The 23,600-nt window shown below is 63.9% G+C and carries 26 protein-coding genes; 16 read left to right on the top strand and 10 right to left on the bottom strand.

The features are described 5' to 3' along the window. Positions 1-45 precede the first annotated feature (45 nt). Entirely contained in the window at positions 46-606 is a 561-nt protein-coding gene (locus AC54T3_RS11610) for a Uma2 family endonuclease (RefSeq protein ID WP_496624887.1), read from the bottom strand. Next, complete coding sequence (locus tag AC54T3_RS11605) at positions 546-890, bottom strand: hypothetical protein (protein WP_496624886.1); 345 nt, start codon at positions 888-890, stop codon at positions 546-548. The genes AC54T3_RS11610 and AC54T3_RS11605 overlap by 61 nt, the downstream gene beginning before the upstream one ends. Before the next feature lie 112 nt (positions 891-1,002). Between AC54T3_RS11605 and AC54T3_RS11600 the strand changes: the two genes are divergently transcribed. The 10 genes from AC54T3_RS11600 (at position 1,003) to rbp (ending at position 7,807) form a co-directional block, all read left to right on the top strand. Next, a complete protein-coding gene (locus tag AC54T3_RS11600; RefSeq protein ID WP_496624885.1) occupies positions 1,003-1,881 on the top strand; it encodes an SDR family oxidoreductase in 879 nt (292 codons plus the stop codon). Further along, positions 1,874-2,203: a type II toxin-antitoxin system Phd/YefM family antitoxin gene (locus AC54T3_RS11595; RefSeq protein WP_496624883.1), complete on the top strand. Its 330-nt coding sequence runs from the start codon at positions 1,874-1,876 to the stop codon at positions 2,201-2,203. Before AC54T3_RS11600 ends, AC54T3_RS11595 begins: the two co-directional genes overlap by 8 nt. After that, on the top strand, positions 2,200-2,487 hold the full coding sequence (locus tag AC54T3_RS11590; RefSeq protein ID WP_496624882.1) for a hypothetical protein: 288 nt from the start codon (positions 2,200-2,202) through the stop codon (positions 2,485-2,487). The genes AC54T3_RS11595 and AC54T3_RS11590 overlap by 4 nt, the downstream gene beginning before the upstream one ends. 27 nt (positions 2,488-2,514) lie before the next feature. Then, complete coding sequence (locus AC54T3_RS11585) at positions 2,515-3,441, top strand: hypothetical protein (RefSeq protein ID WP_496624880.1); 927 nt, start codon at positions 2,515-2,517, stop codon at positions 3,439-3,441. Positions 3,442-3,452: 11 nt separating this feature from the next. Next, positions 3,453-4,856, top strand: a complete 1,404-nt coding sequence (locus AC54T3_RS11580; RefSeq protein WP_496624878.1) for a hypothetical protein — start codon at positions 3,453-3,455, stop codon at positions 4,854-4,856. Continuing rightward, the gene (locus tag AC54T3_RS11575; protein WP_496624876.1) at positions 4,856-5,251 is read left to right on the top strand and encodes a Rap1a/Tai family immunity protein; all 396 of its coding nucleotides are present in this window, start codon (positions 4,856-4,858) and stop codon (positions 5,249-5,251) included. Before AC54T3_RS11580 ends, AC54T3_RS11575 begins: the two co-directional genes overlap by 1 nt. 61 nt (positions 5,252-5,312) lie before the next feature. Continuing rightward, a complete protein-coding gene (locus AC54T3_RS11570) occupies positions 5,313-5,543 on the top strand; it encodes a YMGG-like glycine zipper-containing protein (protein ID WP_496624874.1) in 231 nt (76 codons plus the stop codon). A 116-nt stretch (positions 5,544-5,659) separates the two neighbouring features. Continuing rightward, on the top strand, positions 5,660-5,905 hold the full coding sequence (locus tag AC54T3_RS11565; protein ID WP_496624873.1) for a YMGG-like glycine zipper-containing protein: 246 nt from the start codon (positions 5,660-5,662) through the stop codon (positions 5,903-5,905). Between the two features lie 106 nt (positions 5,906-6,011). Then, complete coding sequence (locus AC54T3_RS11560) at positions 6,012-7,319, top strand: SO_0444 family Cu/Zn efflux transporter (protein WP_496624872.1); 1,308 nt, start codon at positions 6,012-6,014, stop codon at positions 7,317-7,319. Between the two features lie 221 nt (positions 7,320-7,540). Then, positions 7,541-7,807, top strand: coding sequence for an RNA-binding regulator (rbp, locus tag AC54T3_RS11555; protein ID WP_496624870.1), 267 nt, complete (start codon positions 7,541-7,543; stop codon positions 7,805-7,807). 82 nt (positions 7,808-7,889) lie between these two features. Here the strand turns inward: rbp and ubiD are convergent, their stop codons facing one another. The 3 genes from ubiD to egtB are packed head-to-tail and all read right to left on the bottom strand — an operon-like array spanning position 7,890 to position 11,728. Further along, the gene (gene ubiD, locus AC54T3_RS11550; protein WP_496624868.1) at positions 7,890-9,356 is read right to left on the bottom strand and encodes a 4-hydroxy-3-polyprenylbenzoate decarboxylase; all 1,467 of its coding nucleotides are present in this window, start codon (positions 9,354-9,356) and stop codon (positions 7,890-7,892) included. A 15-nt stretch (positions 9,357-9,371) separates the two neighbouring features. Beyond that, positions 9,372-10,367, bottom strand: coding sequence for an L-histidine N(alpha)-methyltransferase (gene egtD, locus AC54T3_RS11545; protein WP_496624866.1), 996 nt, complete (start codon positions 10,365-10,367; stop codon positions 9,372-9,374). Beyond that, entirely contained in the window at positions 10,364-11,728 is a 1,365-nt protein-coding gene (egtB, locus tag AC54T3_RS11540) for an ergothioneine biosynthesis protein EgtB (protein WP_496624864.1), read from the bottom strand. Before egtB ends, egtD begins: the two co-directional genes overlap by 4 nt. A gap of 273 nt (positions 11,729-12,001) precedes the next feature. On the opposite strand from egtB, the gene AC54T3_RS11535 reads away from it, so the two are divergent. The 6 genes from AC54T3_RS11535 to AC54T3_RS11510 all read left to right on the top strand — a co-directional run bounded on the left by AC54T3_RS11535 (position 12,002) and on the right by AC54T3_RS11510 (position 17,206). Next, positions 12,002-12,958, top strand: a complete 957-nt coding sequence (locus AC54T3_RS11535; RefSeq protein ID WP_496624863.1) for an MDR/zinc-dependent alcohol dehydrogenase-like family protein — start codon at positions 12,002-12,004, stop codon at positions 12,956-12,958. Positions 12,959-13,056: 98 nt separating this feature from the next. Next, positions 13,057-14,355, top strand: a complete 1,299-nt coding sequence (locus AC54T3_RS11530; protein WP_496624861.1) for a cation:proton antiporter — start codon at positions 13,057-13,059, stop codon at positions 14,353-14,355. Next, complete coding sequence (locus tag AC54T3_RS11525; RefSeq protein ID WP_496624859.1) at positions 14,352-15,362, top strand: serine/threonine protein kinase; 1,011 nt, start codon at positions 14,352-14,354, stop codon at positions 15,360-15,362. Before AC54T3_RS11530 ends, AC54T3_RS11525 begins: the two co-directional genes overlap by 4 nt. Positions 15,363-15,511: 149 nt before the next feature. Continuing rightward, positions 15,512-16,510, top strand: a complete 999-nt coding sequence (locus tag AC54T3_RS11520; RefSeq protein WP_496624857.1) for an alpha/beta fold hydrolase — start codon at positions 15,512-15,514, stop codon at positions 16,508-16,510. A 93-nt stretch (positions 16,511-16,603) separates the two neighbouring features. After that, positions 16,604-16,897, top strand: a complete 294-nt coding sequence (locus AC54T3_RS11515) for a DUF4342 domain-containing protein (protein WP_496624856.1) — start codon at positions 16,604-16,606, stop codon at positions 16,895-16,897. 78 nt (positions 16,898-16,975) lie between these two features. After that, positions 16,976-17,206, top strand: a complete 231-nt coding sequence (locus AC54T3_RS11510; protein WP_496624855.1) for a hypothetical protein — start codon at positions 16,976-16,978, stop codon at positions 17,204-17,206. Between the two features lie 40 nt (positions 17,207-17,246). Here AC54T3_RS11510 and AC54T3_RS11505 read toward each other — a convergent pair whose 3' ends face one another. The 5 genes from AC54T3_RS11505 to AC54T3_RS11485 all read right to left on the bottom strand — a co-directional run bounded on the left by AC54T3_RS11505 (position 17,247) and on the right by AC54T3_RS11485 (position 23,414). Beyond that, positions 17,247-18,089, bottom strand: a complete 843-nt coding sequence (locus AC54T3_RS11505) for a phosphatase PAP2 family protein (RefSeq protein WP_496624853.1) — start codon at positions 18,087-18,089, stop codon at positions 17,247-17,249. A gap of 193 nt (positions 18,090-18,282) precedes the next feature. Further along, positions 18,283-19,899 (bottom strand): ArnT family glycosyltransferase, encoded by a 1,617-nt coding sequence (locus AC54T3_RS11500; protein ID WP_496624851.1) that lies wholly within the window; start codon positions 19,897-19,899, stop codon positions 18,283-18,285. Next, positions 19,899-20,906 carry a glycosyltransferase family 2 protein gene (locus AC54T3_RS11495; protein WP_496624849.1) on the bottom strand — a complete coding sequence of 336 codons (1,008 nt, stop codon included), beginning with the start codon at positions 20,904-20,906 and terminating at the stop codon, positions 19,899-19,901. The genes AC54T3_RS11500 and AC54T3_RS11495 overlap by 1 nt, the downstream gene beginning before the upstream one ends. A gap of 90 nt (positions 20,907-20,996) precedes the next feature. Continuing rightward, a complete protein-coding gene (locus tag AC54T3_RS11490) occupies positions 20,997-22,010 on the bottom strand; it encodes a class 1 fructose-bisphosphatase (protein ID WP_496624847.1) in 1,014 nt (337 codons plus the stop codon). Positions 22,011-22,226: 216 nt separating this feature from the next. Continuing rightward, positions 22,227-23,414, bottom strand: a complete 1,188-nt coding sequence (locus AC54T3_RS11485) for a pyridoxal phosphate-dependent aminotransferase (protein ID WP_496624845.1) — start codon at positions 23,412-23,414, stop codon at positions 22,227-22,229. Positions 23,415-23,600: the final 186 nt, after the last annotated feature.

Here is a 23,600-nt window from a genome sequence, read left to right as displayed (position 1 = left end):
GGAGAGGAGATGGGGCAGCGTTGACTGATCTGTTATAGTGTAGCTTCAACTCCAGAGGTTGTTGAGTTCGAGCTTCAGAGCCTCGAAGGGTGCCACCGCGATCACCTCGTTCCCAGAGGCCTCGGCGAGCAAGCGCCACTTGTTCCCGTCCAGTGCGTAGGCTTCCAGCCTTCGCTGCGTGGGATCGACGAGCCAAGCGTAGGCCACCCCGTAATGGGCGTAGAGCGGCATCTTGATGCGACGGTCTTTGCTTTCGGTCGAAGGGGACAGGATCTCGCAGATCCAGTCCGGGACGACCTCGAATCGATGTCCTGCGGGAATTTGCGGCATCCGTTCTTTGCGCCAACCGGCAAGATCCGGAACCGTGACCTCCACATCGGTGATGAAGTGGATCTCGGGCTCGACGATGATCCACCAGCCCCCCGGTCCTCCCCGGCCGCGACCGTAGGCGCTGCCGATGTCGATACCGAGTTCAGTCTCGGCATGAGCATGCGGACCTGTTGGTCGCGGTTGAGCATGAAGTTGGCCGTTGAGGATTTCGCCGGTCAAACCCTCGGGCAGGTCAGCGAGTTGCTCGTAAAGCGTTGGTTTGTAGGCATGCTGCATGGTTGTCTTATAGTCTGTTTGGCGGATTTGCTCAGAACTTCCAACTGCTCCAACAACGCCCTGACTTGGACACGCAACTCAGCCAGCGCCTGCGGGAATTGGCGCGCGACGAGTCGCTCGCGCGCCCGTCCCTCGGCGATCGAGCCGAAGACCAAGGCGCGCCCATGGCGGATCAGCCAGCTCAGGATCAGCCCTGAGCCCAGCATCAACCCACCGGCGGTACTGACCCCGGCCGGATAGCGGCTCAGGCACCAGATCCAGGCCTCATCCAAGAGCGGTATCATCGGCGTGAACTCAGCGGCGAACTGTTATCACCTCCTAGGTCCTGGGTTTGCGGGACAATGCGTTGGCCCCTACCTTGGGGACATGATGGCTGGCGATGATGGAGGACGGGCGATGATCATACTCGGCTGTGGCTACATTGGGCAGGCGCTGGCCCAACGCTATCGAGAGCGCGGCGAGCCGGTGCTTGGCGTGGTACGCAGCGCCGAGCGCGCCGCCGAGGTCGCGCGCACCGGAGCGCGTGCGTTACAACTAGATCTGGCAGGGGATGATCTCGCGCCGCTTGAGCCCGCCGGGCAGCGCGTCTTTCATCTCGCACCTCCGCCGAACGACAGCGACGAGGATCCGCTGACGGCGCATCTCATCGACGCCTTCGAGCGCCATGGCCATCCCCGTCGGCTGGTCTATATCGGCACCACCGGGGTCTATGGCGATTGCGGCGGCGCCTGGGTCGACGAGGATTGGGAACCGCGCCCGAGCGTCGGCCGCTCTCGGCGCCGCTGGGATGCCGAACAGCGTCTGCGGCGCTGGAGCCAAGCCAGCGGCGCTGAGCTGGTGATCCTGCGTGTGGCCGGCATCTATGCCTGCGACCGGCTGCCGCTGGCGCGCATCCGCGACGCCCAGCCAGTGGTGCGGGCCGATGAGGCGCCCTGGTCGAACCGCATCCATGCCGAGGATCTGGTGACCATCTGCCTGGCGGCGATGGAGCGCGCGCCAGCGGGCGCGGTCTACAATGTCTGTGACGGGCAGCCGAGCACCATGACCGATTACTTCTGTCAGGTCGCCGATGCCGCCGGCCTGCCCCGGCCGCCTCAGATCCCGCTGGCCGAGGCTGAGGGCCAGATCTCGGCCGGGATGCTGTCGTATCTGAAGGAGTCGCGGCGCTTGAGCAATCGGCGTCTGCTGGACGAGCTGGGCGTCAGTCTTCGGTTCCCAGACCTAGCGACAGGGCTCGCGCACTGCTTCCAGCCCCAGGATAGCGGCGGTGCTTAAGGCTGCGAATACCTTGCCTTCCGCAAAAACATCCTATAAAGGCAGTTCAATGCACGAAGTTGTCTCCATCCGTGAAGCCAATCAGCATCTTTCGCGTTACCTAGAGCGAGTCGAGCAGAGCACCGAACTCATCATCACCCGGCGTGGCAAGCCCATCGCCCGCGTGATGCCCATCAAGGCCCAACCGCACCTATCCGATGCCCAGCGCGTCGCCCGCGAGCGTCTGCGAGAACGGATGCGTCGTGGCTATGCGCTCGGCGGGGTTCAGGTCGATCGAGAGATCCTCCACGAACGCGATCAAGGCCATCAGTCTGATCGATGAAGGCCCAACGCCTCAGCGTCGACACCAACATCCTGATCTACAACATCGACAAGGACGCGGGCACGCGGCACGAGCAGGTGCGGGCCGTGATGGACAGGTCGCCCGGCGCCATCCGCCTGAAAGAAGAGCAAACCTTTGCCTTCTGGGACGCCATGCTGGTCGAAGCGGCCAGAGCCTCGGTGATCACTCGTCTGCTTTCAAAAGACATGCAGGACGGCCGCGTGATCGGTGGGTTGCGCATCGAAAATCCGTTCAAGGACGGTTTTGACCTAGGGCTCGATTGACCTGATCGGTCGAGTCCACTAGCGTCCATGCCCCAGCACCCCCTCTTCGACATCAGACCCGAGCACATCCTTGCTCTCGACGACGAGGATCTTCGTCTTCTGATCGCCCAGCTCTGCAAAGCCGATCTGAGACGCCGGGGGCTCCCGGTCAGCGCGGTCCTCTATATTGGCTTCAAACGTGCGCTGGAAAACCTGTCTCCAATCGAGGTTGCGGAGGCCTTCTGGCGCTGCGGTAACCTGCGGCTGCTCAAGTCCTTCACCCATCGGCTGAGTTACTTGCACGACTCGGCGGAGGCCCAGCCGATCGCCTCGACATGGCTCGCACCGAACGGTCCACTCGCGGACCTGAGCGGGATGGCCCAAAGTTGGGCAGACCCACGCATCGATCTGGTCCAGAACCTGGCACCCGTAGCCCCGACCGCCGCCCTCGATCTCATCGAACGGTACGTCATGGGCGCCACCCCCGACCAGCTCAAGGCCGAGAAACAGCCCAACCGCCAGGCCTTGATGGCCCTATTGCGCAAGCTTGCCTGGTTTCCGCAGCACTTCCGCCGCACCGCACTGTGCTTGAGCCGCTTCATCCAGGCCGAGTTGGCCAAAGGAGATCGCAACCACAATACAGGTTACCTGGAGGAACTGTTCTGGCCTTGGCTGTCTGGTGCCCAGGCCGGTCCGCATGAACGCCTCTCCGTGGTCGAGGAATTGCTCGCGCTCCCGGATCGGCCTTCGCAGGACACCGGTATGATGGCGCTACAAGGGATGTTGACTGCCGGTCACTTCACCAGCTCGCATGACTTCTCGTTTGGCGGTCACGCCATTGACTACGGCTGGCGGCCGAAGACGGGTGCCGATTATCAGGACTGGTACGGCGGCGCCCTAGACATCGCGACGCGGCTTGCGCTGTCGGACTCGCCCCGGTTGGGTTGCGCGATCGCCTCCGCATCTATGCCTTGACTCCTGCGCACATGATTGCAGGCACCGCGCATTGGAGGGCCGATAGGCAGTATGACCAGGCGCACGCGGCCGTGGTCGACGAAGCTCGGCGACTCGGCCAGGAGGCCGGAAGGGCCCTGGACCAGTTCGACGGTGACTGGCCCGCGCTCTTCGGCCCAGACGCCCACCAGGCAGCCTGGTTTGGCGAGGGTCTCGCCGAAACGGCCGACGATCTGGGGAAGACCTGGGCTGATCTTTTGGAGCGCTACCGCGCGACGGATGGGGAACGGCGGAATCCATCCCTGCTCAGCGGCTTTCTTCGGACTGCCGGATTGAAGGACAAGGCCAAGGTCCATGATCTGTTGGACGCGGCGGTCCGCGACCCGCTGCTCGGTCCGGTGTTTCCTTTCCTGCAGGTGTCGGTCGGGGTCGATGAAGCCGGGGTTCTTCGGCTCATCGCCTCGGTCGAGTCCGGTCTGGCATCGCCCCGGCTGTATTGGCATCTATGTCTCGGCCGGACAACGGAAACCATCCCTTCAGCGGCCCTCAGCCGCATCGTCCTGGGCATCGCCGCTTTACTGAACGGCCACGGCGTTGCGTTAGAGATTCTTCACATGCACTTTCACGGGGGCCGGGATAAACAATCGGCATGGGACCCAACCCTGATTGACTGCGGCCGCCGTCTGCTAACCAGTCATCCTTTTGATCAGATCATGGAGCACGCAGATTACGAGCTTGCGGAGATCGCCACGGTATGCCTCTCGGGCAACGGCTCCGCGACGGACGCCAAGCGCCTCTGCCTTCGCATCTCTGAAGCCACCAAGAACGGGCGGATCTTCTGGCGGAACTTTGGGACCTTGATCAAGAGACTGTTTGCCTTACATCCATCGGTCGCGCTGGACTGCTGGCTTGGTTGTGCGCAAGACGACTGGCGGTACCATGTGCACTTTTTCAACGCCAGAGAGGACCACAGTCCGCTTAATGAGGTGCCAGCGTCGCTCCTTCTAGAATGGGCAGCCGGGGACCCCGACACCCGATGTCCCCGACTTGCGGGCATCATTCCTGCATTCGAGCAGAAGGATGGCGTCACGACATGGAGCGAAGGTGCTTTGGCCCTGCTTCGCGCCGGACCCGACCGCGCGGTTGTGCTTCAGGGCTTGGCGACTCAACTTCACCCAAGCGGAGGGTTTGGGTCACTCGCGGATATCCTGGAGCGACGGCGCCCACTACTTCAGGCGTTTCTCAACGACGATGACCTTGCGGTCCGTCAAGTCGCACGGGAGATCTATGACAGTATCCAGCGTGATCCGCTCATCCAAAAAGGCACGCTTTGCCGCATTTCACACAGCCGCGCTGGTAGAATCCAGCGCGGGCTGAGTGCCGCATCCTTGAAGACGATGCTCGCCCCCGATCTTGCTAACCGAGGACCGCATTGATGAAACAGCTTCTCTTCGGCTGCGTCGCGCTCGCCGCGTCGGCGGCCCTGAGCCTCTCTATCCAGGCCGCGCCTGTCGCGGACGAGCATTTCGATTTCGATACCACCGCTGACCTCTACCGTGTCTGCTCAACCCCGAACGACGCCGCCGAGCACCTCGTGGCCATGTTTTCCTGCCGCGCCTTCATCGAGGCCACGGTGCAGTATCACGATGCCGTCTCGGATCGCAAACGCCTCAAGCGGCTAGTGTGCTATCCAAAAGGCGCAACCGTGGCCGATGGCCGTCGCATTTTCCTGGACTGGGCGGAAGCAAACAAAAACAACCGGGGTCTAATGGGTGAGCAGCCAGTGGTCGGCCTCGTGCGCGCGCTGGCCAACGAGCATCCCTGCCCGTGATCAAGATACCCTGCTCTGCCCCTTGCTCTGCCGCGATGCGGCGACTATCCCGAGGAGTCGGATGATGAAGAAGGTTGCATTTCCTATGCTTGCCGCGAGCCTGTTGCTGGTCTCGGCCTGTGGCACAACCACCGGCGAGCGTTCCGGCAGCGGCGCGCTGATGGGCGCGGCTGGCGGCGCCTTGATCGGCTCGCTGAGTGCGAATGCCGGTGCCGGCGCGCTGATTGGCGCGGGCGCGGGAGCCTTGGGTGGCTTCCTTGCTGATCAGCACGCGAAGGGCAATATCGATTGATACCGGATCGGGAAGGCTGGGTAGCTGGGAAAACGCGACTGGCATCGCCCTTGGCATTGTCCATCACCCCCTCAATCTACTGAGCTGTTCGACCACACAAGCACGCGGAGGAATTGATGAAACCAATCCATATTGCGCTGACGCTCGGGCTCCTCATCGCCTTGGCCGGCTGCGGTACCACCACGACCTCACGCACCACCTCCGGAGCTGCGGCGGGCGCGGCCACAGGCGCGGCCATCGGTTCGTTCGGCGCGAATGCAGGTAAGGGAGCAGCCATCGGTGCCGCAACAGGCGCCATCGGCGGCTATCTTTACGATCAGAACGAGAAAGAAAAGGAGCACCAGCGCAGGTATCGATATTAGTTCGCTGACAAGAGGTTGCACATTGCATTGCTTATCTGGGGTCCCTAGCACGGTTTCCGGCCGAGCAAGGCAACTTTAGCGCTAGCCGAATCCGACGGACCTGATCATGGATATCGTTATTGCCTTCCCGGCCGCGCTCTGGGGCATCCTGCTCGAACTCGCGCCCTCGCTCTTGGTCGGTCTCTTCATCGCGGGGCTGATCCACGCTTATGTGCCCTCAGCCGTGATCCGGCGCGGTCTCAGTCGGCCCGATCTTGGCAGCGTGGTGCGGGCGTCCTTGGTCGGCGTGCCGCTGCCGTTGTGCTCCTGCGGCGTGATCCCGACCGCGCTCGGCTTGCGGCGTCAAGGCGCCTCGCCTGGTGCGGCCACTTCCTTCATGATCAGCACGCCGCAAACGGGGGTCGATTCGATCCTGGTCACTGCGGCCTTCCTCGGTTGGCCGTTCGCGATTTTCAAGCTGATCGCCGCCTTTGTCACCGGGGTGATCGGCGGTATTCTGGTCAATCGGACGGTGCCCGCAGAGCCGACCACGAGCGACGCCGCCGAGACCGACAGCGCCGATGATGACCGACCGCAAGGCTCGCTGGCACGGATCATCGAAGCGGTGCGTTACGCGGTGTTCGACCTGCTCGGGGCGATCAACACCTGGCTGATCATCGGCGTGGTCGCGGCTGCTTTGGTGACGGCGCTCACGCCGGCCGACTTCTTCGCCGGCCGACCTTGGGCCGGCGGTTTGCTCGGCATGCTGGTGATGTTGGCCATCGCCCTGCCCCTCTATGTCTGCACTACGGCCTCGGTCCCAATCGCGGCCTCGTTGATCGGGGCCGGGCTGCCAGCGGGCTCGGCGCTGGTGTTCCTGATGGCGGGACCGGCGACCAACCTAGTCACCATCGGCGCGGTCTATCGCACCCTGGGCGCGCGGGTGCTTTCGGTGTATCTGGGCACCGTGGTAGTGATGAGCCTCGGCTTCGGTCTGCTCTTCGACCAATTGCTGACCAGCGTACCGGTGCAAACGCTGACGCATGAGCACCAGCAGGGCTGGCTCCCGGTGCTCTCGGCATTGGTGCTACTGGCGTTGATGGCGATGCTGGGGCTGCGCCAATACCGCGCACGCAGACAGGCGCAAGCGCGCTTGGCGAGCGTGCAGGCCGCCGAGGCCGGCATGAAGACGGATGCGCGGCCGGGCCTCGACACCAGCGCAGCCGGCGGTCGCATGATCCTCAACGTCAAGGGTATGACCTGCGGCCACTGCGTCGCCACGGTCAAGCAGGCGCTGGAATCCATCGAGCAGGTCAGCGAGGCGTCGCCCGACCTCGCCACCGGGCAGGTGGTGATTCGCGGCGGCTTCGTCGAGACCAGCGCCTTGGAGCAGGCCATCGAAAGCGCCGGCTTTCAGGTCGCGAAGCGCGATTGACGTCGATCAGACCATCGGAGACACTGACCCGAGGCGTAACAGCAATGCGCTAGACTCAGTAGCACGATCCGCTAAGGAGGCGATCAGCTAAGGGGGGCGCCGGGCAGGCAGCACTCCAAACCGCATACGGCACTGGCTGCCGTGTCACTATCGTTCGAGTTGTGCGTTGATCGACCGATGGTGTGCGCGTGCTCAATGCACAACCGTTGCGAGAGTGAGCGATGAGGATCTACGTAGGTAACCTGAAATATTCGGTCAATGACGATACCTTGCGCGAGATGTTCGGCGAGTTCGGCGAGGTCGCCAGCGCGGATGTGATCAAGGACAAGTTCTCTGGACAATCGAAAGGCTTTGGGTTCGTCGACATGCCGAACAAGTCCGAAGCCGAGGATGCGATCCAAGCGTTGAATGACACCCTGCAGGACGGTCGCAAATTGACCGTGAACGAGGCCAGACCCCGCACCGAAAGACCGCAACGGAGTTTCTGAACGCGGCCCTTCCCCTGCTTGCTCGCGCTGCCCGGCGCTTGACGAGTGCGCCGGGCAGCACGGGCATTTGCGCAAACCGCCCTCAGTCGATACCCAGCTGCGGCCAGAGTCGGTCGACCCGCGCCTTCACCTCGGTGTCCATCTCAATCGGCCGGCCCCATTCGCGCGTCGTCTCGCCGGGCCATTTACTGGTCGCGTCGAAGCCGATCTTCGAGCCCAGCCCCGAGACCGGCGAGGCGAAGTCGAGGTAGTCGATCGGCGTGTTCTCGATCATCACCGTATCGCGCGCCGGGTCCATGCGCGTGGTCATGGCCCAGATCACATCCTTCCAGTCGCGAGCGCAGACATCGTCGTCGACCACGATGACGAATTTGGTGTACATGAACTGACGCAGGAACGACCAGACACCGAGCATCACCCGCTTGGCATGTCCTGGATATTGCTTCTTCATCGCGACCACCGCAAGCCGATAGGAGCAGCCCTCGGGCGGTAGGTAGAAATCGGCGATCTCGGGGAACTGCTTCTGCAGGATCGGCACGAAGACCTCGTTCAGCGCGACACCGAGGATCGCCGGCTCATCCGGCGGCCGGCCGGTATAGGTGCTGTGGTAGATCGGCTGCTGGCGCTGGGTGAGGCGATCGATGGTGAAGACCGGGAAGTCATCGACCTCGTTGTAGTAGCCGGTATGGTCGCCGAACGGTCCCTCGGGCGCCATATCATTCGGATGCAGATGGCCCTCGAGGACGATCTCGGCGGTCGCCGGCACCTGCAGGTCGGAGCCGAGGCAGCCGGCGAGTTCGGTGCGACTACCGCGCAGCAGGCCGGCAAAGGCGTATTCGGAGAGGCTGTCTGGCACCGGGGTGACCGCGCCGAGGATGGTCGCCGGATCGGCGCCGAGCGCGACGGCGATCGGGAACGGCTTGCCCGGATGCGCGCGCTGCCAGTCGCGGAAGTCGAGCGCCCCGCCGCGATGTGCCAGCCAGCGCATGATGACCCGATTGCGACCGAGCACCTGCATTCGATAGATACCGAGATTCTGACGCGACTTCTCCGGCCCCCGCGTGATCACCAGCCCCCAGGTGATCAACGGCGCCGCATCGCCAGGCCAGCAGTGCTGGATCGGAAAGCGCGACAGATCGACCTGCTCGCCCTCGAAGACCTGCTCCTGACAAGGCGGATTGCGCCGCACCTTGGGCGCCATATCCAGCACCTTTTTGAAGATGGGCAGGGTGCGCCAGGCCTCCTTCATCCCCTTTGGCGGGTCGGGCTCCTTGAGGAAGGCGAGTAGCTTGCCGACCTCGCGCAGGGCCGCGACCGATTCCTCGCCCATGCCGAGCGCGACCCGCTGCGGCGTGCCGAACAGGTTGCCGAGCAGTGGCACCTGGGAACCCTTGGGATGCTCGAACAGCAGCGCCGGGCCGCCGGCGCGCAGGGTGCGGTCGCAAATCTCGGTGATTTCCAGATGCGGGTCGACCTCGATGCCGATGCGCTTGAGTTCGCCACGGCGCTCGAGCTGATCGATGAAGTCGCGTAGGTCCTGATACTTCATGGCTTAGCGTATCACTTAGCGCATGGCCGAGGGCCGATAGACCAGGCAGTGCACGCTGAACAGCTGCTCGGGATCGGTCCAGACCTGTTTGGGCTGGAAGCCGGCGCGAGCCGCCAGCGCATGAAAGCTTTCGACGCTGTATTTATGCGAACACTCGGTATGGATGGTCTCGCCCTCGCGGAAGGCGAAGGTCTCGCCGGCGACCTGCACCTGCTGATCACAGGTGCTGAGCAGGTGCATCTCGATGCGGCTCTGCTCGGCGTTGAATAAGGCCTCGTGGCGGAAGCGACGAGGATCGAAGCCACCGTCGAGTTCGCGGTTGATGCGGCTGAGTAGATTCATATTGAAGGCGGCGGTGACCCCGGCGGCATCGTTGTAGGCGCGCTCGAGGCGCGCGCGATCCTTGATCAGATCGACGCCGATCAGCAGCCGCCCCTCGGCACCGAGGATGGCACCGACGCGGCGCAGCAATTGCTCGGCCTGATCGGGCTCGAAATTGCCGATCGAGGAGCCGGGAAAGAAGGCCGCGCGGGGGTGCTCATGATCGTCGACTGGGAGTTCAAAGGGCGCCGAGTAGTCGGCGCAGACCGCGTGGACTTCGAGCTTCGGAAAGGTTGCCGCAAGCGCCTGGGCCGACTGCTGAAGATGCTCGCTGGAGATATCGACCGGCATATAGACCGCCGGTTGCAGCGCCTCGAGCAGGACGCGGATCTTCAGGCTGCTGCCGCTGCCGAGTTCGACCAAGAGCGCCTCGCGACCGAGCCGCTGGGCCATCTCGGCGCCGTGCTCGCGCAGGATGGCGATCTCGGTGCGGGTCGGATAGTACTCGGGCAGTTCGCAGATGGCATCGAACAGCTTCGAGCCTTCGGCGTCGTAGAACAGCTTTGGCGACAATTGCTTGCGCGGCTTGGCGAGGCCCGCCAGGACCTCGGCGCGCAAGTCGGCGGGCGCGGGATGATAATCGTGGAAGAAGATCGGGTTGGCCGTGGTCGGGTCGGTCGAGGAGATCATGCCAAGTCCTCCGCCAATCGGATGCCTTTGAACTGCCAGCGCTCGTGGGGATAGAAGAAGTTGCGATAGGTGGCGCGCGCATGGTTGCGCGAGGTGGCGCAAGAGCCGCCACGCAGCACCATCTGCCCGCTCATGAATTTGCCGTTGTACTCGCCGAGCGCGCCATCCACGGCGCGATAGCGTGGATAGGGCAGATAGGCCGAGGCGGTCCATTCCCAGCAATCGCCGAACAGTTGTTGCAGCGAACCGGCGCTCGCTGGGGAGGGATGCAAGCGGCCGTCATCGACGAAGTGGCCATCGACCGAACGCCCAGCGGCCGCATGCTCCCATTCGAATTCGCTCGGCAGCCGGCGCCCGGCCCAACGCGCATAGGCCTCGGCCTCGAAGTAGCTGAGGTGGCAGACCGGCTCGGCGGGGTTCAGGGGACGGCGACCGCCGAGCGTGGTCTCGTGCCAAACGCCATCGAGCTGTTCCCAGTAGAGTGGCGCCTGCCAGCCCTCGCTCTTGATCCGCGCCCAGCCGTCGGAGAGCCAGAGCCCTGGGTGGCGATAACCGCCATCGTCGATGAAGGCCTGATACTCGGCGTTGGTGACCAAGCGATCGGCAAGCCGGAACGGCTCGAGCAAACGCTGGTGGTGGGGGAATTCGTTATCGTAGGCGAAGCCCTGAGCGGCGCTCTGGTCTTGGTCTTTGCCCTGAGTTTGACTCTGACTTTGGCTCTGGACCTGGTGTTGGTGCTGATTCTGGTCCCCGTGCTCGCGCCGAGTCGGCTCTGGAACACCAAAACCGTGAACACCGCCCTCGAACGTCGTGAAGGTCAGCGGCACCGGGTCTTGCGCCGGCGCTGTTGGCAGATCGGCCCGATAGGCCGGACGCAGCGGATTGTAGGCCAGGTTGTACTTGATGTCGGTGACCAGCAGCTCTTGATGCTGCTGCTCATGGTTGAGGCCGATCTGGACTCGGGTCTGCACGCTGGCCGCATGTTCGGGCGGACATTCGCCGAGCAACCGCGCCATGGCATCATCGACATGGCGGCGGTAGGCATAGACCTCGGCCACCGTTGGGCGCGAGAGCAACCCGCGTTGCGGGCGCGGCCAGAAGCCGGCCTCGGTCTGCTCATAGTACGAGTTGAACAGGTGGTCGAAGTGGGGATGGAATTCCTGATAGCCTGCGAGGAAGGGTTTGAGCAGGAAGGTCTCGAAGAACCAGGAAACGTGCGCGAGATGCCACTTCGGCGGGCTCGCCTCGACGGCGGTCTGGAGCATGTAATCCTCGATCTCGAGGGGCTCGCAGAGCTGCTCGGTGAAGGCCCGCACACGGCCATAGGTGGCGGAAAGGTTGGGTTCGTCCATTGGGGGCATCAGGCTCTCCTGGTGTCCGGTCTGACTGGGTTGTAAAAGTGATCAATGGCATCGAGCGCGAGCAATGAAACGCTAGGATCGATATATCGCTGGCGAAGCCGCTGAATTGGCGGTATTTGGATCGAATTTCTAGTCGCAACGGTTTTCCACGATGGGGCAAAAGGATAACCTGAAGCCTGGTTCCGGTGTCGGGTCGGCCCCTAGCAACCGCCCAGCGCCCCCCGAGCCTGCCTGTCACCTGTCTGATTCAACACCGCTGTCGGAGTCCTGTTTATGAAGGCGATTTGGCTCGATGACGAGGTTCGACTGCGAACCGATCTGCCCGAGCCTTCCCCGGCCGCCGGCGAGGCGTTGGTCCGCGTCAGGCTGGCCGGTGTCTGTTCCACGGACCTCGCCCTGCTGGATGGCTATTATCCCTTCAGCGGCGTGCTCGGCCATGAGTTCGTCGGCGAGATCGCCGCCGCCGCAGAGGCGCCGGAGCGGATCGGCGAGCGCGTGGTCGGCTCCATCAACCTGAGCTGCGGTCACTGCACCGAGTGTCGGGCCTGTCGATCGAGTCATTGCCTAAACCGCGCGGTGCTCGGCATCAAACAGCACGATGGTGCCTTCGCCGAGTTCCTGTGCCTGCCGCTGGCGAATCTGCATCGGGTGCCGGAGACGGTGCCGGATACCGCTGCGGTCTTCACCGAGCCACTAGCGGCCGCGCTGCAACTTCTTGAACAGGCGCATATCACGCCCTCGGCGCGGGTGCTCGTGGTAGGCGCAGGCCGGCTCGGACAGCTGATCGCGCGCGTGATCGCCTTGACCGGGGCCGAACTGGACGTCGTGGCGCGACACGCCCATCAACGGCAGCGTCTGGAGGGCATCGCCACACGCTGCCTGCAAGAGTCGGAGGTGGTCCATGGCGGCTACGATCTCGTGGTCGAGGCCAGCGGCGCACCCGGCGGCTTCGCGCTGGCGCGCAAGGCGCTGCGTCCACGCGGCACCCTCTGCCTGAAGAGCACCTACCGTGGCAAGGTCGCGGTCAATCTGTCGTCGTTAGTGGTCGATGAGATTTGCGTGCTTGGCTCGCGCTGCGGTCCCTTCCCCGCCGCGTTGCGGCTGCTTGAGCGACAGCACGTGGACCCGACCCCACTGATCGATGACCGCCAGCCTCTGACCGAGGGTGTACTGGCGCTGCAACGGGCTGCTGAGCCAGCGATCTTGAAGGCGCTGATCGACTGCCACTGAGAAGCTGCCTGGACAGGCCTGGTCCGCGCTTGCTCAAGACGCTTTCGCACCGATACGGGCATAATGGGCCGATCCCTTGCTGAACGCAGGCCGTCGTCATGCAACTGTTCAACATCATCGCGGTTCTGCTCACGCTGTCGGCGCTCTTCGCTTGGTTCAACCACCGCTTTTTGAAGCTGCCAACCGCGATCGGGCTGATGCTGATCGCGCTGCTGATGTCGCTGTTCCTGCTGTTGCCGATTCCGGGCACCGAAGGACTCGAGCACGACATCCGCCTGATGGTCGACAGCATCGATTTCGACGCGACGGTGCTGCACGGCATGCTCAGTTTCCTGTTGTTTGCGGGTGCGCTGCATGTGAACCTGAAGGAACTCGCCGAGCAGAAATGGGTGATCGCGGTGCTCGCCAGCGTCAGCGTCATCCTCTCGACGCTCATCGTGGGTGGCGTCTCCTGGCTGCTGTTCGCGGTGCTCGGGCTGGACATTCCGCTGATCTATTGTCTGCTGTTCGGCGCGCTGATCTCGCCGACCGATCCGATCGCGGTGCTCGGCATCCTCAAGAGTGCCGGTGCCCCCAGGAGCCTGGAACTCAAGATCACGGGCGAGTCGCTGTTCAATGATGGCGTCGCTGTGGTGCTCTTCATGGTGCTGCTCGAGATCGCCATCGGCGGCGCGCATGTCACCCTCGGCAGCGCCTTCAGCCTGTTCTTGAAGGAGGCCGTCGGCGGGCTGCTGTTCGGCCTCGCCAGCGGTGGTCTTGCCTATCTGATGCTGCGCAAGATAGACCACTATCAGGTCGAGGTCTTGATCACGCTGGCCGTGGCCAGTGGCGCCTATGCGCTGGCCGAGCACCTCCACATCTCGGCGCCCATCACGGTCGTCATCGCCGGGCTGCTGATCGGCAACCAGGTGCGCGATCACCTGATGTCGGACCAGACCAAGGGCCATCTGGATAACTTCTGGGAGTTGGTCGATGAGATCCTCAATGCGGTGCTGTTCGTGCTGCTCGGCTTCGAGTTGCTTGTGGTCAGTATCACCGGCTCGACCCTGATCGCTGGGCTACTTGCCATCCCGCTGGTGTTGGCGGCACGCGCCTTCAGCGCTGGCGTGCCGGTGGCCTGGATGCGGCGTTTTCGCAGCTTCGCCCCCGGTGCAATCAGCATCCTGACCTGGGGGGCCTTACGCGGAGGTATCTCGGTGGCGCTGGTGCTCTCGTTGCCTGAGTCCGAGATCCGCGATGTCTTGTTGACCGTCACCTACATCATCGTGGTGTTCTCGATCTTGGTGCAAGGGCTGACGCTTGGGATGGTGGTGCGCCGGGTTGGCGTCCGTGCCGCGCAAGAGATGGACGACACTGAATTGTCCCTCAGCCCCACTCAACCCGGCAGCGAGCTTTGAACTCCGGCATCCCAGCCACTGGCGCCGACCCGCGCCGTCCCTATGCCGATCTGACGCCCGATCGGGTGCTGGATGCGGTGGAATCGCTCGGGTTCTCGGTCGATGGCCGGCTGCTGGCGCTGAACAGCTATGAGAATCGCGTCTATCAGGTCGGCATTGATGACGCCGCACCGCTGATCGCGAAGTTCTATCGGCCTGGACGCTGGTCCGATGCGGCCATCGCCGAGGAACATGCGTTCGTTCTGGCCTTGGCCGAGCGCGAGATCCCGGCGCTCGCGCCCCTGCTGATCGAGGGCCACAGCCTGCACCGGCATGCGGACTATCGCTTCTCGCTGACCCCGCGCTGCGGTGGTCGTGATCCAGAACTCGAGGATCTGGACATCCTGACCCGGATCGGTCGCTTCATCGGTCGTCTCCATGCGCTCGGCGCCAGCCAGGCGTTTCAACATCGACCGACCCTGAACCTCCAGCATTTCGGCGAAGAGCCGGTTCGCTTCTTGCTCGCGCAGGGGTGGATTCCGAGCGCGCTTGAGACCGCCTACCGCAGCGTCATCGAGCATGCGCTGACCGCGATCGCGGCCTGCTACGAGCGTGCGGGGATGCTGCGTCTGCTGCGCCTGCATGGTGATTGTCATCGCGGCAATCTGCTCTGGACCGAGGCCGGCCCCCACTTCGTCGACTTCGACGACGCCCGCACCGGGCCGGCGATTCAGGATCTCTGGATGCTGCTTTCGGGCGATCGCCAGGCGATGACGCTGCAGCTCGATGCCGTGCTCGAGGGGTATCGGGACTTTGCCGACTTCGATCCGCGCGAGCTGCACCTGATCGAGGCCCTGCGTACGCTGCGGCTGATCCATCACGCGGCCTGGCTCGCGCAACGCTGGGATGATCCGGCCTTCCCGAGTGCCTTCCCCTGGTTCGACTCGCCGCGTTTCTGGGAGGAACAGATCCTGATCATGCGCGAGCAGATCGCGGCCATGCAGGAAGGGCCGCTGACGCTGTTTTGAATCGCCGAAACCGCCGGACTGGCCTAGGTCTCGGCCAGAGAGGCAGCCGCTGCAGCAAGGTCTCTTGGCTGGTCGTCATCAGCGCGCTCTTGTCGATCATCCTACTCAGCGCCTGTAGTATGGACACGCTAGCGCCCATGACGTCCGCCTTGAACTCGTCCAGAACCGCCAACGCGCTGCCACTCAAGCCACGGCTGATACCGGCTGAAGCACGCATGGCCGACGGTTATCGGTTGCCCTTTCAACGCTGGGGCCGCACTGAGCGGCCTCGGATCGTCGTGCTCGGTCTGCATGGCTTCAACGACTACAGCCAGGCCTTTCAACCGCTCGGCGAGCATCTCACCACACTCGGGATCACCACCTATGCCTTCGACCAGCGCGGTTTCGGTCGCACGCGTCAGACCGGGCGCTGGCATGGCAGTGATCGGCTCACGGCGGACCTACGCACCTTGATCGGATTGCTGCGAGCACGCCATCCGCAAGCGCGGTTGATCCTCATCGGCGAAAGCATGGGGGCGGCGGTCGCGCTCAGCGCCGATGCCGCAGCGCCCTTGGACGTCGACGGGCTGGTCTTGATCGCGCCTGCGGTCTGGTCACGCGATAGCATGCCTTGGTACCAGCGCGCCGCGCTCGCGCTCGCGGCCCGAACCCTGCCCGGGCTCAAGCTCACTGGCGAGGGCATCCAGCTCTCTCCCTCCGACAATAAGCCGATGCTGATCGCGATGGGTCGAGACCCGCTGGTGATCAAGGCGACACGGATCGAGGCGCTCTGGGGGGTGACGAATGTGATGGATCAGGCCGTCGCTTGGCCCGACTCGCGCCGGCACCTTGACGGACAGCCGCCGACGCTGATCCTGTATGGGGAGCGCGACAGCATCATCCCAGCGCGTGCCTTCTGCCGCTTTATCGACGCGGTTCCCCTCGATGCGGCAGCGCTCCGGCTCCTGCTCTACGCCGAGGGCTGGCACATGCTGCCGCGTGATCTGCAGGGCGCGCGGGTGCGTGAGGATATCGCCACCTGGCTGCTGGATCCGAGCGCGACGCTGCCCTCCGGCGAAGCGATCGATGCGCGCGCCGAGCGGCTGCGCCGGTTCTGCGCATCGGCGGCTGGCATCGAAGTTGACGCACCCGCTGGGATCGGTCGATGATAGGCGGCTAGTCCGAGCACCACAGCCGTGCATCAACGCGAGCCGAACCGACCCATCACGATGTCAAGAGATCCCTACGAACCCCGTCGCGGCATGACAGAGCGCGTGACCGTTGCTGGCAACGAGCTAGTCGACTACGTCAAACAGCTGATTGCCGAAGGTAATGTGCGCCGCCTCATCATCCGTAAGCCAGGTGGCGCAACGCTGCTCGAGATCCCGCTCACCGCCGGTGTCGCCGTTGGCGGCGCACTGACGCTGCTCGCGCCGATCATCGCCGCCCTCGGCGCCATGGCGGCGCTGATCGCGAAGTTCGAGATCGATATCCAGCGCTCCGATGAGCATCAAGACCCTCGCAACGATCAGAACGATCCCGACGTGCTGCCCTAACCTGGACACCGCGAACGCGGATGATCCAACGGCTCCAACACCCGTTCTACTCCCTCCAACCCCTGACAAAGGCAACCGATGAAGAAGCTCAAGACCACCAGCGACCACACGATTTACGAGAAGCGCTCAGGACGCTACGCGGTCAAGAACAAGCGCAAGCGTTGGGTGCAAGGCGACGACAAGGTCGCGGTGCTCAGAGCGGAAGGCTTGCTGAAGACGCCCGAGCCCAAGGCCGCGCCTGCTGAGCCAGAAGCCGAGCCGGAAGCCGAAGGCAGCGAAGCGGCCACCGATTCGGCCGACGCCACCTGAACCGACCGGCACTTGAGGTCAACAACCGACCGCTACTGGGTCAGCCCGCCCCTGAGCGGGCAGAGATGACCGGCAGCAGCAGGTATTGCAGCATGGCCCAGGCTAAAGCCAGGCTGCCCAGCACGGCCAACAGCGGTGCGGCCGCCGGATAGCCGCCGTCGTCGAACAGCAGGCCCACGGCAGCAAAGGCCGCGAGCACAACGAAGGCCAGATGCACGCTCTCGTCGTAGACACCCCAGAGGCTGCGCCGCGCAAGCCAGACGCCGATGAGTGCAGCAACAGCACCGCCGGCCAGCCCGGCCATCACATCGACGGGCCAGTGCACGCCAACCGCGATCCGGCTCAAGCCCGCGACCGTTGCCAGCAGGATGAAACTCAGCCGCCAACGGATGCGTTGCGCGTAGTAGGCGAGCACGCCGAAGAACACCGCTGCGGTCACGCTGTGCCCGGATGGAAAGCTATGGCGCGAATGGGCCTCGCCGATCAGCCGAAACGCCTCGCCCGAGAGCACCGCCGGGGGCCTTGCGGCATCAACCAGTGGCTTGAGCCCGCGCGCGTAGGCGATCGCGACCAGCGCGGCGCAGATCAGGCTCCAAAATACCCGTGGATGACGGCGCGAGACGAACAATGCCAGGGTCAGGGAGACGCGCTCGTCACCGAGCACGGTGAGCCACTGCCACAGGACGGAAGGCAACGCCGCGAACAGGCCATTCAGGGTCGAAAAGCCGCTGTGATAGCCACCGCCGAAGAAAAAGGCCGCAGCCCCCGCTAGGCAGAGCAGCGCCCAAGTGCCAAGCCAGCCCGCTCCGCCGGGCGAAACGGCTGGGTCGCGCTCTGCGGCTGTTGCCAGTTCGCGCCGCAGTCCAGTCTCGATTGTTGACATTACACCAGTCGCTCCAGCGGCGGGAGCCACGACTGGCTCCAACATGTCTCGGTTGGTCGCGTCATCGACCAGCGATATCTGCGCCGGCACGGATTCGGAACCGGCGCTGATCGCGTCACCGAACGTATCGCCGAGCCGGCGCCGAGAATACCCATCGCAGGCTGGCCAAGGCGTTGGCGAGCGCCAGCCGCGTTCACTGCGATGCTCCGACAGACTCTTTCGCCGCAGGCTTGGGCTCGGGCTCAATCAGCACCAGCGCCACAGGCCCTTGACGATAATAGCGCAGCTCGAGCCGGTTCGGCGCCACCGCCTGCTCAAGACGCTCAAGCTTATCGATCCGCAGGAACACCAGATCGCCGACCTCGGGCTGGTCACGCTCGGGCGTGATCGCATCACGATAGACGCTGAAGCTCGGCATGCTGGTGCGATAGACCACCGTCGGCCGGTCAAGCTCGCGTGCAAGCAGCCCGGCCTGCTTGACCGGTTCTTGCATCACGGCAAACACCGCTGGCACCAGCAGCCCGAACACCAGCAAGGTCTGCACGACGCCGGCTAAGATCAGGCGCTGCCACAAGCCTACGCGCGACCAGAGCAGCAGACCGATCAGCGCGAGCAACCCAATCCAGGTGCCGAGCCGATACCCGCCATCGAGCACACGCGCGCCTTCGGCAAACATCGCCTGTTCATGGAGACGCTCGGCCTGGCCCTCGAGCAGTCCGAGCAATTCCGGCAGTGCGACCATCAGGGCGACGAACAGCAGCGGCGGCACGAAGGCCAGCCAGCGGTTGTTCAACGCATCGCGATGCCGTGCCATCAGGATGAACAGCGGCGTGATGCCGTACACCAGATAATGTGGCAGCTTGGTGCCCGAGAACGAGAACACCGCGAACACGGTGACGAACCAGAGCAGCAGGAACCGATCCAGCTCATCGGCCCAGAGCCGGCGCAGCCTCGGCAACAGGCTCAGGAACCAGCCGGTAAAAGGCAAGAGCACTAGTGGCAACATCACCAAGTAATAGCCCGGAAAGCCGTCGTGTCCGTGCTTCACGCCACTGTAGCGGCCGAGGTTGTGGCCGAGAAAAAAGCTCTGGAAGAAGCCGAGGCCGTCGTCGATATAGATGGCCAGGTACCAAGGACCAGCCACCAGAAGAAAGACCAACCAGCCATGCCAGTCGAAGACCGCCGAGAACCAGGCACGCCATTCACGCAACGAGCCAAAGTAGAGCAGGCTCACCAGCAGCGGGAAGAAGACCGCGACCGGGCCTTTCGTCAGGAAGCCGAGACCGAGCCAGAGATAGGCGCGCAGCAGCGTTGCACGGGTCGGTCGCCATCGCCAACGATAGATCTCGAAGAAGGCGAGCGCGATGAACAGGTTGAGCAGCGCATCTGCCACCGCAGCCTTGCCGATGATCGCCACCTGCAGGCCGAGCGCCATCACCAAGCCTGCGATGGTCGCGGTCGCGGCGTCGAGCCGAGCGCGCACGAACCACCAGAGCGCCAGCAGCCAAAGGCTGGCAGCCATCGCCGAGGGCAATCGCAGCGCGAATTCGCTCCAGCCCAATGCTGAGACCGACGCCGCCTGCAGCCAATAGATCAGGACCGGCTTGTCATAGCGTGGCTCGCCGTCGCGGTGCGGGGTGATGAAGTTACCGCTCGCGAGCATCTCGCGGGTGGCCTCGGTAAAGGCGCCCTCATCGAGATCGTAGAGCGGCACCGCGCCGAGCTGCCAGAAGAAGGCGAGCCAGACGATCAGTACCAGGAACCAGGGCGAGACCAGGAGGCGCGTGAGCAGCGAATCAGGTGTCCTCATCAGCCCTGCCCCTGCTCGATCTTCCAACCAGCAACGGCCGGATCGGTCTGCCGGCAGATGCAGTGATGGGTGCGCTCGCCGGAGGCGAACAGGGTGCGGGTCATGATCTCGGCGAGGACGCTGGTGGTCAGGAACTGGATCGAGGCGACCAAGAGCAGGATGGCGACGAAGAACAGCGGGCGGTCGCCGATATCCTCGCCGAGACCGAACTTGGACCAGGCCAGCCAGCTCATCATCAGCCCGCCGAGCAGGCCGAATGAGAGGCCGATGGCGCCGAAGAAATGGCCCGGCCGCGCGCCGAAGCGAAGAAAAAAGAAGGCAACCAGCAGATCGAGCAGCACGCGAAAGGTGCGCGAGAGCCCGTACTTGGACTGGCCCAGCGCGCGCGCGCGATGGCCAACCTCGGTCTCGCCGATACGCTCTGGGGCCGTCACGCCGGCCACCCAAACCGGAATGAAACGGTGCATCTCGCCGAACAGGCGGATATCCTTGATCACATCGGCGCGGTAGACCTTGAGGCTGCAGCCATAATCGTGAAGTCGAACGCCGGTGACGCGAGCGATGATCCCGTTGGCGATGCGCGACGGGATCTTGCGCAGCAGCAAGGCATCTTGGCGATCACGCCGCCAGCCCTGCAGCAGATCGAGATCACGCGCCAGCAGCTCGTCGATCAGACGCGGGATCTCGGTCGGATCATTCTGCAGATCGCCATCTAGGGTCGCGATCAAGCACCCGCGCGCGGCATCGAAGCCAGCTTGCATCGCTGCGGTTTGACCGAAATTACGCCGGAAACGAATCACCCGCACATGCGGGCCATAGTGCGCCGCCTGCTCGAACAGCGCCTGCTCGGTGCCATCCCGGCTGCCGTCATCCACCAAGATCAGCTCCCAGGGATGGGCATAGCCCCGCAACCCCTCATGCAAGCGTGCCAACAGCGGCGCGACGTTCTCGCGCTCCTGATAGAGCGGGATCACGACCGAGAGACTGCGGTTATCGGACTCACGCATGATGAGGCGCGAGCGGCACTATACGGAAGTAGACCCGCGAACCCATCGAGATCTCATGACCAGGTGTTTGGCGGCAAGCCCGAGCCCGCCTCAGCCCTCGTTGTGGTAGCCCTGGAGGCGCTCGACCTCGTTGCGCGAGCCGAGGATCACCGGCACCCGTTGGTGCAGCCCCTCGGGCTGCATCTCCATGATGCGCTGCTTGCCGGTGATCGAGGCGCCACCGGCCTGCTCGACGACGAACGACATCGGGTTCGCCTCATACAGCAGGCGTAGCTTGCCGCCCTGCCCCTTCGCCGCCATCTTGGAATCCATCGGATACATGAAGATGCCGCCACGGGTCAGGATGCGATGCACCTCGGCGACCATCGAGGCGATCCAGCGCATGTTGAAGTCCTTACCGCGTGGACCTTCCTTGCCGGCCAGGCATTCATCGACATAGCGCTTGACCGGCGCCTCCCAGAAGCGGCCGTTCGAGGCGTTGATCGCAAACTCAGCGGTGTCGGTCGGGATGGTCATGTCCGGATGGGTGAGGATGAACTCGCCGATGTTTTGATCCAGCGTGAAGCCGTTCACACCGTTGCCGGTGGTCAGTACCATCATAGTCGAAGGGCCATAGAGCGCGTAGCCGGCCGCGACCTGCTCGGTGCCAGCCTTGAGGAAATCATCCTCGGTCGCATCGCCATCCGCTTCGGCCATGCGCAGGATGCTGAAGATGGTACCGACCGAGACATTGACGTCGATATTCGACGAGCCATCGAGCGGATCGAAGGTCAGCAGGTACTTGCCGCGCGGGTATTCCTTCGGGATCTCGTAGATCTCGTCCATCTCCTCCGAGGCCAAGGCGCCGACATGACCAGACCACTCGGTACACTGGATAAACATCTGATTGGAGAGGACATCGAGCTTCTTCTGTGTCTCGCCCTGGATGTTCTCGCTACCGGCACTACCCAGCGCGCCAACCAGTGCGCCATGGTTGACCTGATTGGAGATCATCTTGCACGCGGTCACGATGTCGTTGAGCAGCGCGGTGAACTCACCGGTCGCGCCGGGTGCATGGCGTTGCTCTTCGGCGATGAACTGGGTGATGGTCGTACCGTGATGCATGCGGTGAGTCCTCTAGGCTTATTGGGCGGGTACTTTGGCGCCCTCGCCAGAGCTGTCGGCTCGGACACGGCGGCAAAGCGCACGAAAAATCGGATCATCGCCCAGTATAACGATCACCGATCGATGAAGCACTCTCTGTCCGCCGTGCGCTCACCTCGGCGGGTCTCGTCGACACCTTCAAGTCCGTGGTTTCGGGGGCTGCGCAAAGGACTCGCGTCAAGCGGCAACGGCTGCGATCCGCTCCAGTGCATGGTCGAGATTTTCGCGACTGGTGGCAATGGAAATGCGAGCGTAGCCGGGGGAGCCGAACGCGGAGCCTGGCACTAGGGCCACGCCCGCTTGCTCGATCAAATATTCAGCAAGCTCCAGGTCATCGTGAACAGCGTCGAGCTTGTCGATCAGCCCCTGCACCTTCGGGAAGACGTAGAAGGTCCCGTCGGTGGGCAGGCACTCGATGCCCGACATGGCGTTCAGGCGTTCGACGACCAGATCGTGGCGTTCCTTGAACGCCGTGAGCATCTCGCCGATGCAAGCCTGCGGGCCTTCCAGTGCCGCCTGGGCCGCGACCTGCGAGATCGAGGTGGGGTTCGAGGTGCTCTGCGACTGGATCGTCTTCATCGCCTTGATCACCGGCTCCGGCCCGCCTGCGTAGCCGATGCGCCAGCCGGTCATCGAGTAAGCCTTGGAGACGCCATTGAGCACCAGGGTGCGCGGCAGCAGGTCCGGACAGACGTTGACGAGGTTGACGAAGGGCGCGCGCGCCGGCCAAAGGATGTGCTCGTACATGTCGTCGGTGGCGATCAATGCGCGCGGGAAGTCGCGCAGCACCTCACCCAATGCAGCCAGCTCGTCGGCCGTGTAGGCCATGCCGGTTGGATTCGACGGGCTGTTGATCACCACCAGACGCGTCTTCTCGGAGAGCGCGCCACGCAGCTGATTCGGCGTGATCTTGAACTGCTGCTCGGCGCCGGCCTGCACCAGCACCGGCGCGGCGCCAGCCAGCAGGACCATATCGGGATAAGACACCCAGTAAGGAGCAGGGATCACCACCTCGTCGCCCGGGTCGAGCACCGCCTGCGCCAGGTTGTAGAAGCTCTGCTTACCCCCACAAGACACCAGGATCTGCCCTGGCGCGTACTCGAGGCCGTTGTCGCGTTGGAACTTGGCGATGATCGCGCGCTTCAACTCCGGCGTGCCATCAACGGCGGTGTACTTGGTGAAACCGGCGTCGATCGCTTCGATCGCCGCTTGCTTGATGTGATCGGGGGTGTCGAAATCCGGCTCGCCGGCACCGAGGCCGATGACATCCTTGCCCGCCGCGCGCAGCTCCCTCGCGCGCGCGGTGATGGCCAGCGTGGCCGATGGCTTGACGGATTGAACGCGGTTGGAGAGCTTGATGGTCATCGCTGGTTGAGGTCCGAATAGCGCAGTGGGTGGGCGGCAAGGGATGAGCGTTGAATAAGCCGCGTGCCGAGAATCGGGAACGTGGCCGCAACGCATTGGCATGCGTCGGCTGGGCCCTGATCATAGCGAATCCCCACTCGCCGCGCGATGCGTGTCGCCGAGCCCAGCGTCCGCCCTAGCCGGCGC

The sequence above is a fragment of the Halochromatium sp. NSM3 genome, assembly GCF_059621085.1.
This window is presented reverse-complemented; position numbering and strand designations above follow the sequence as displayed.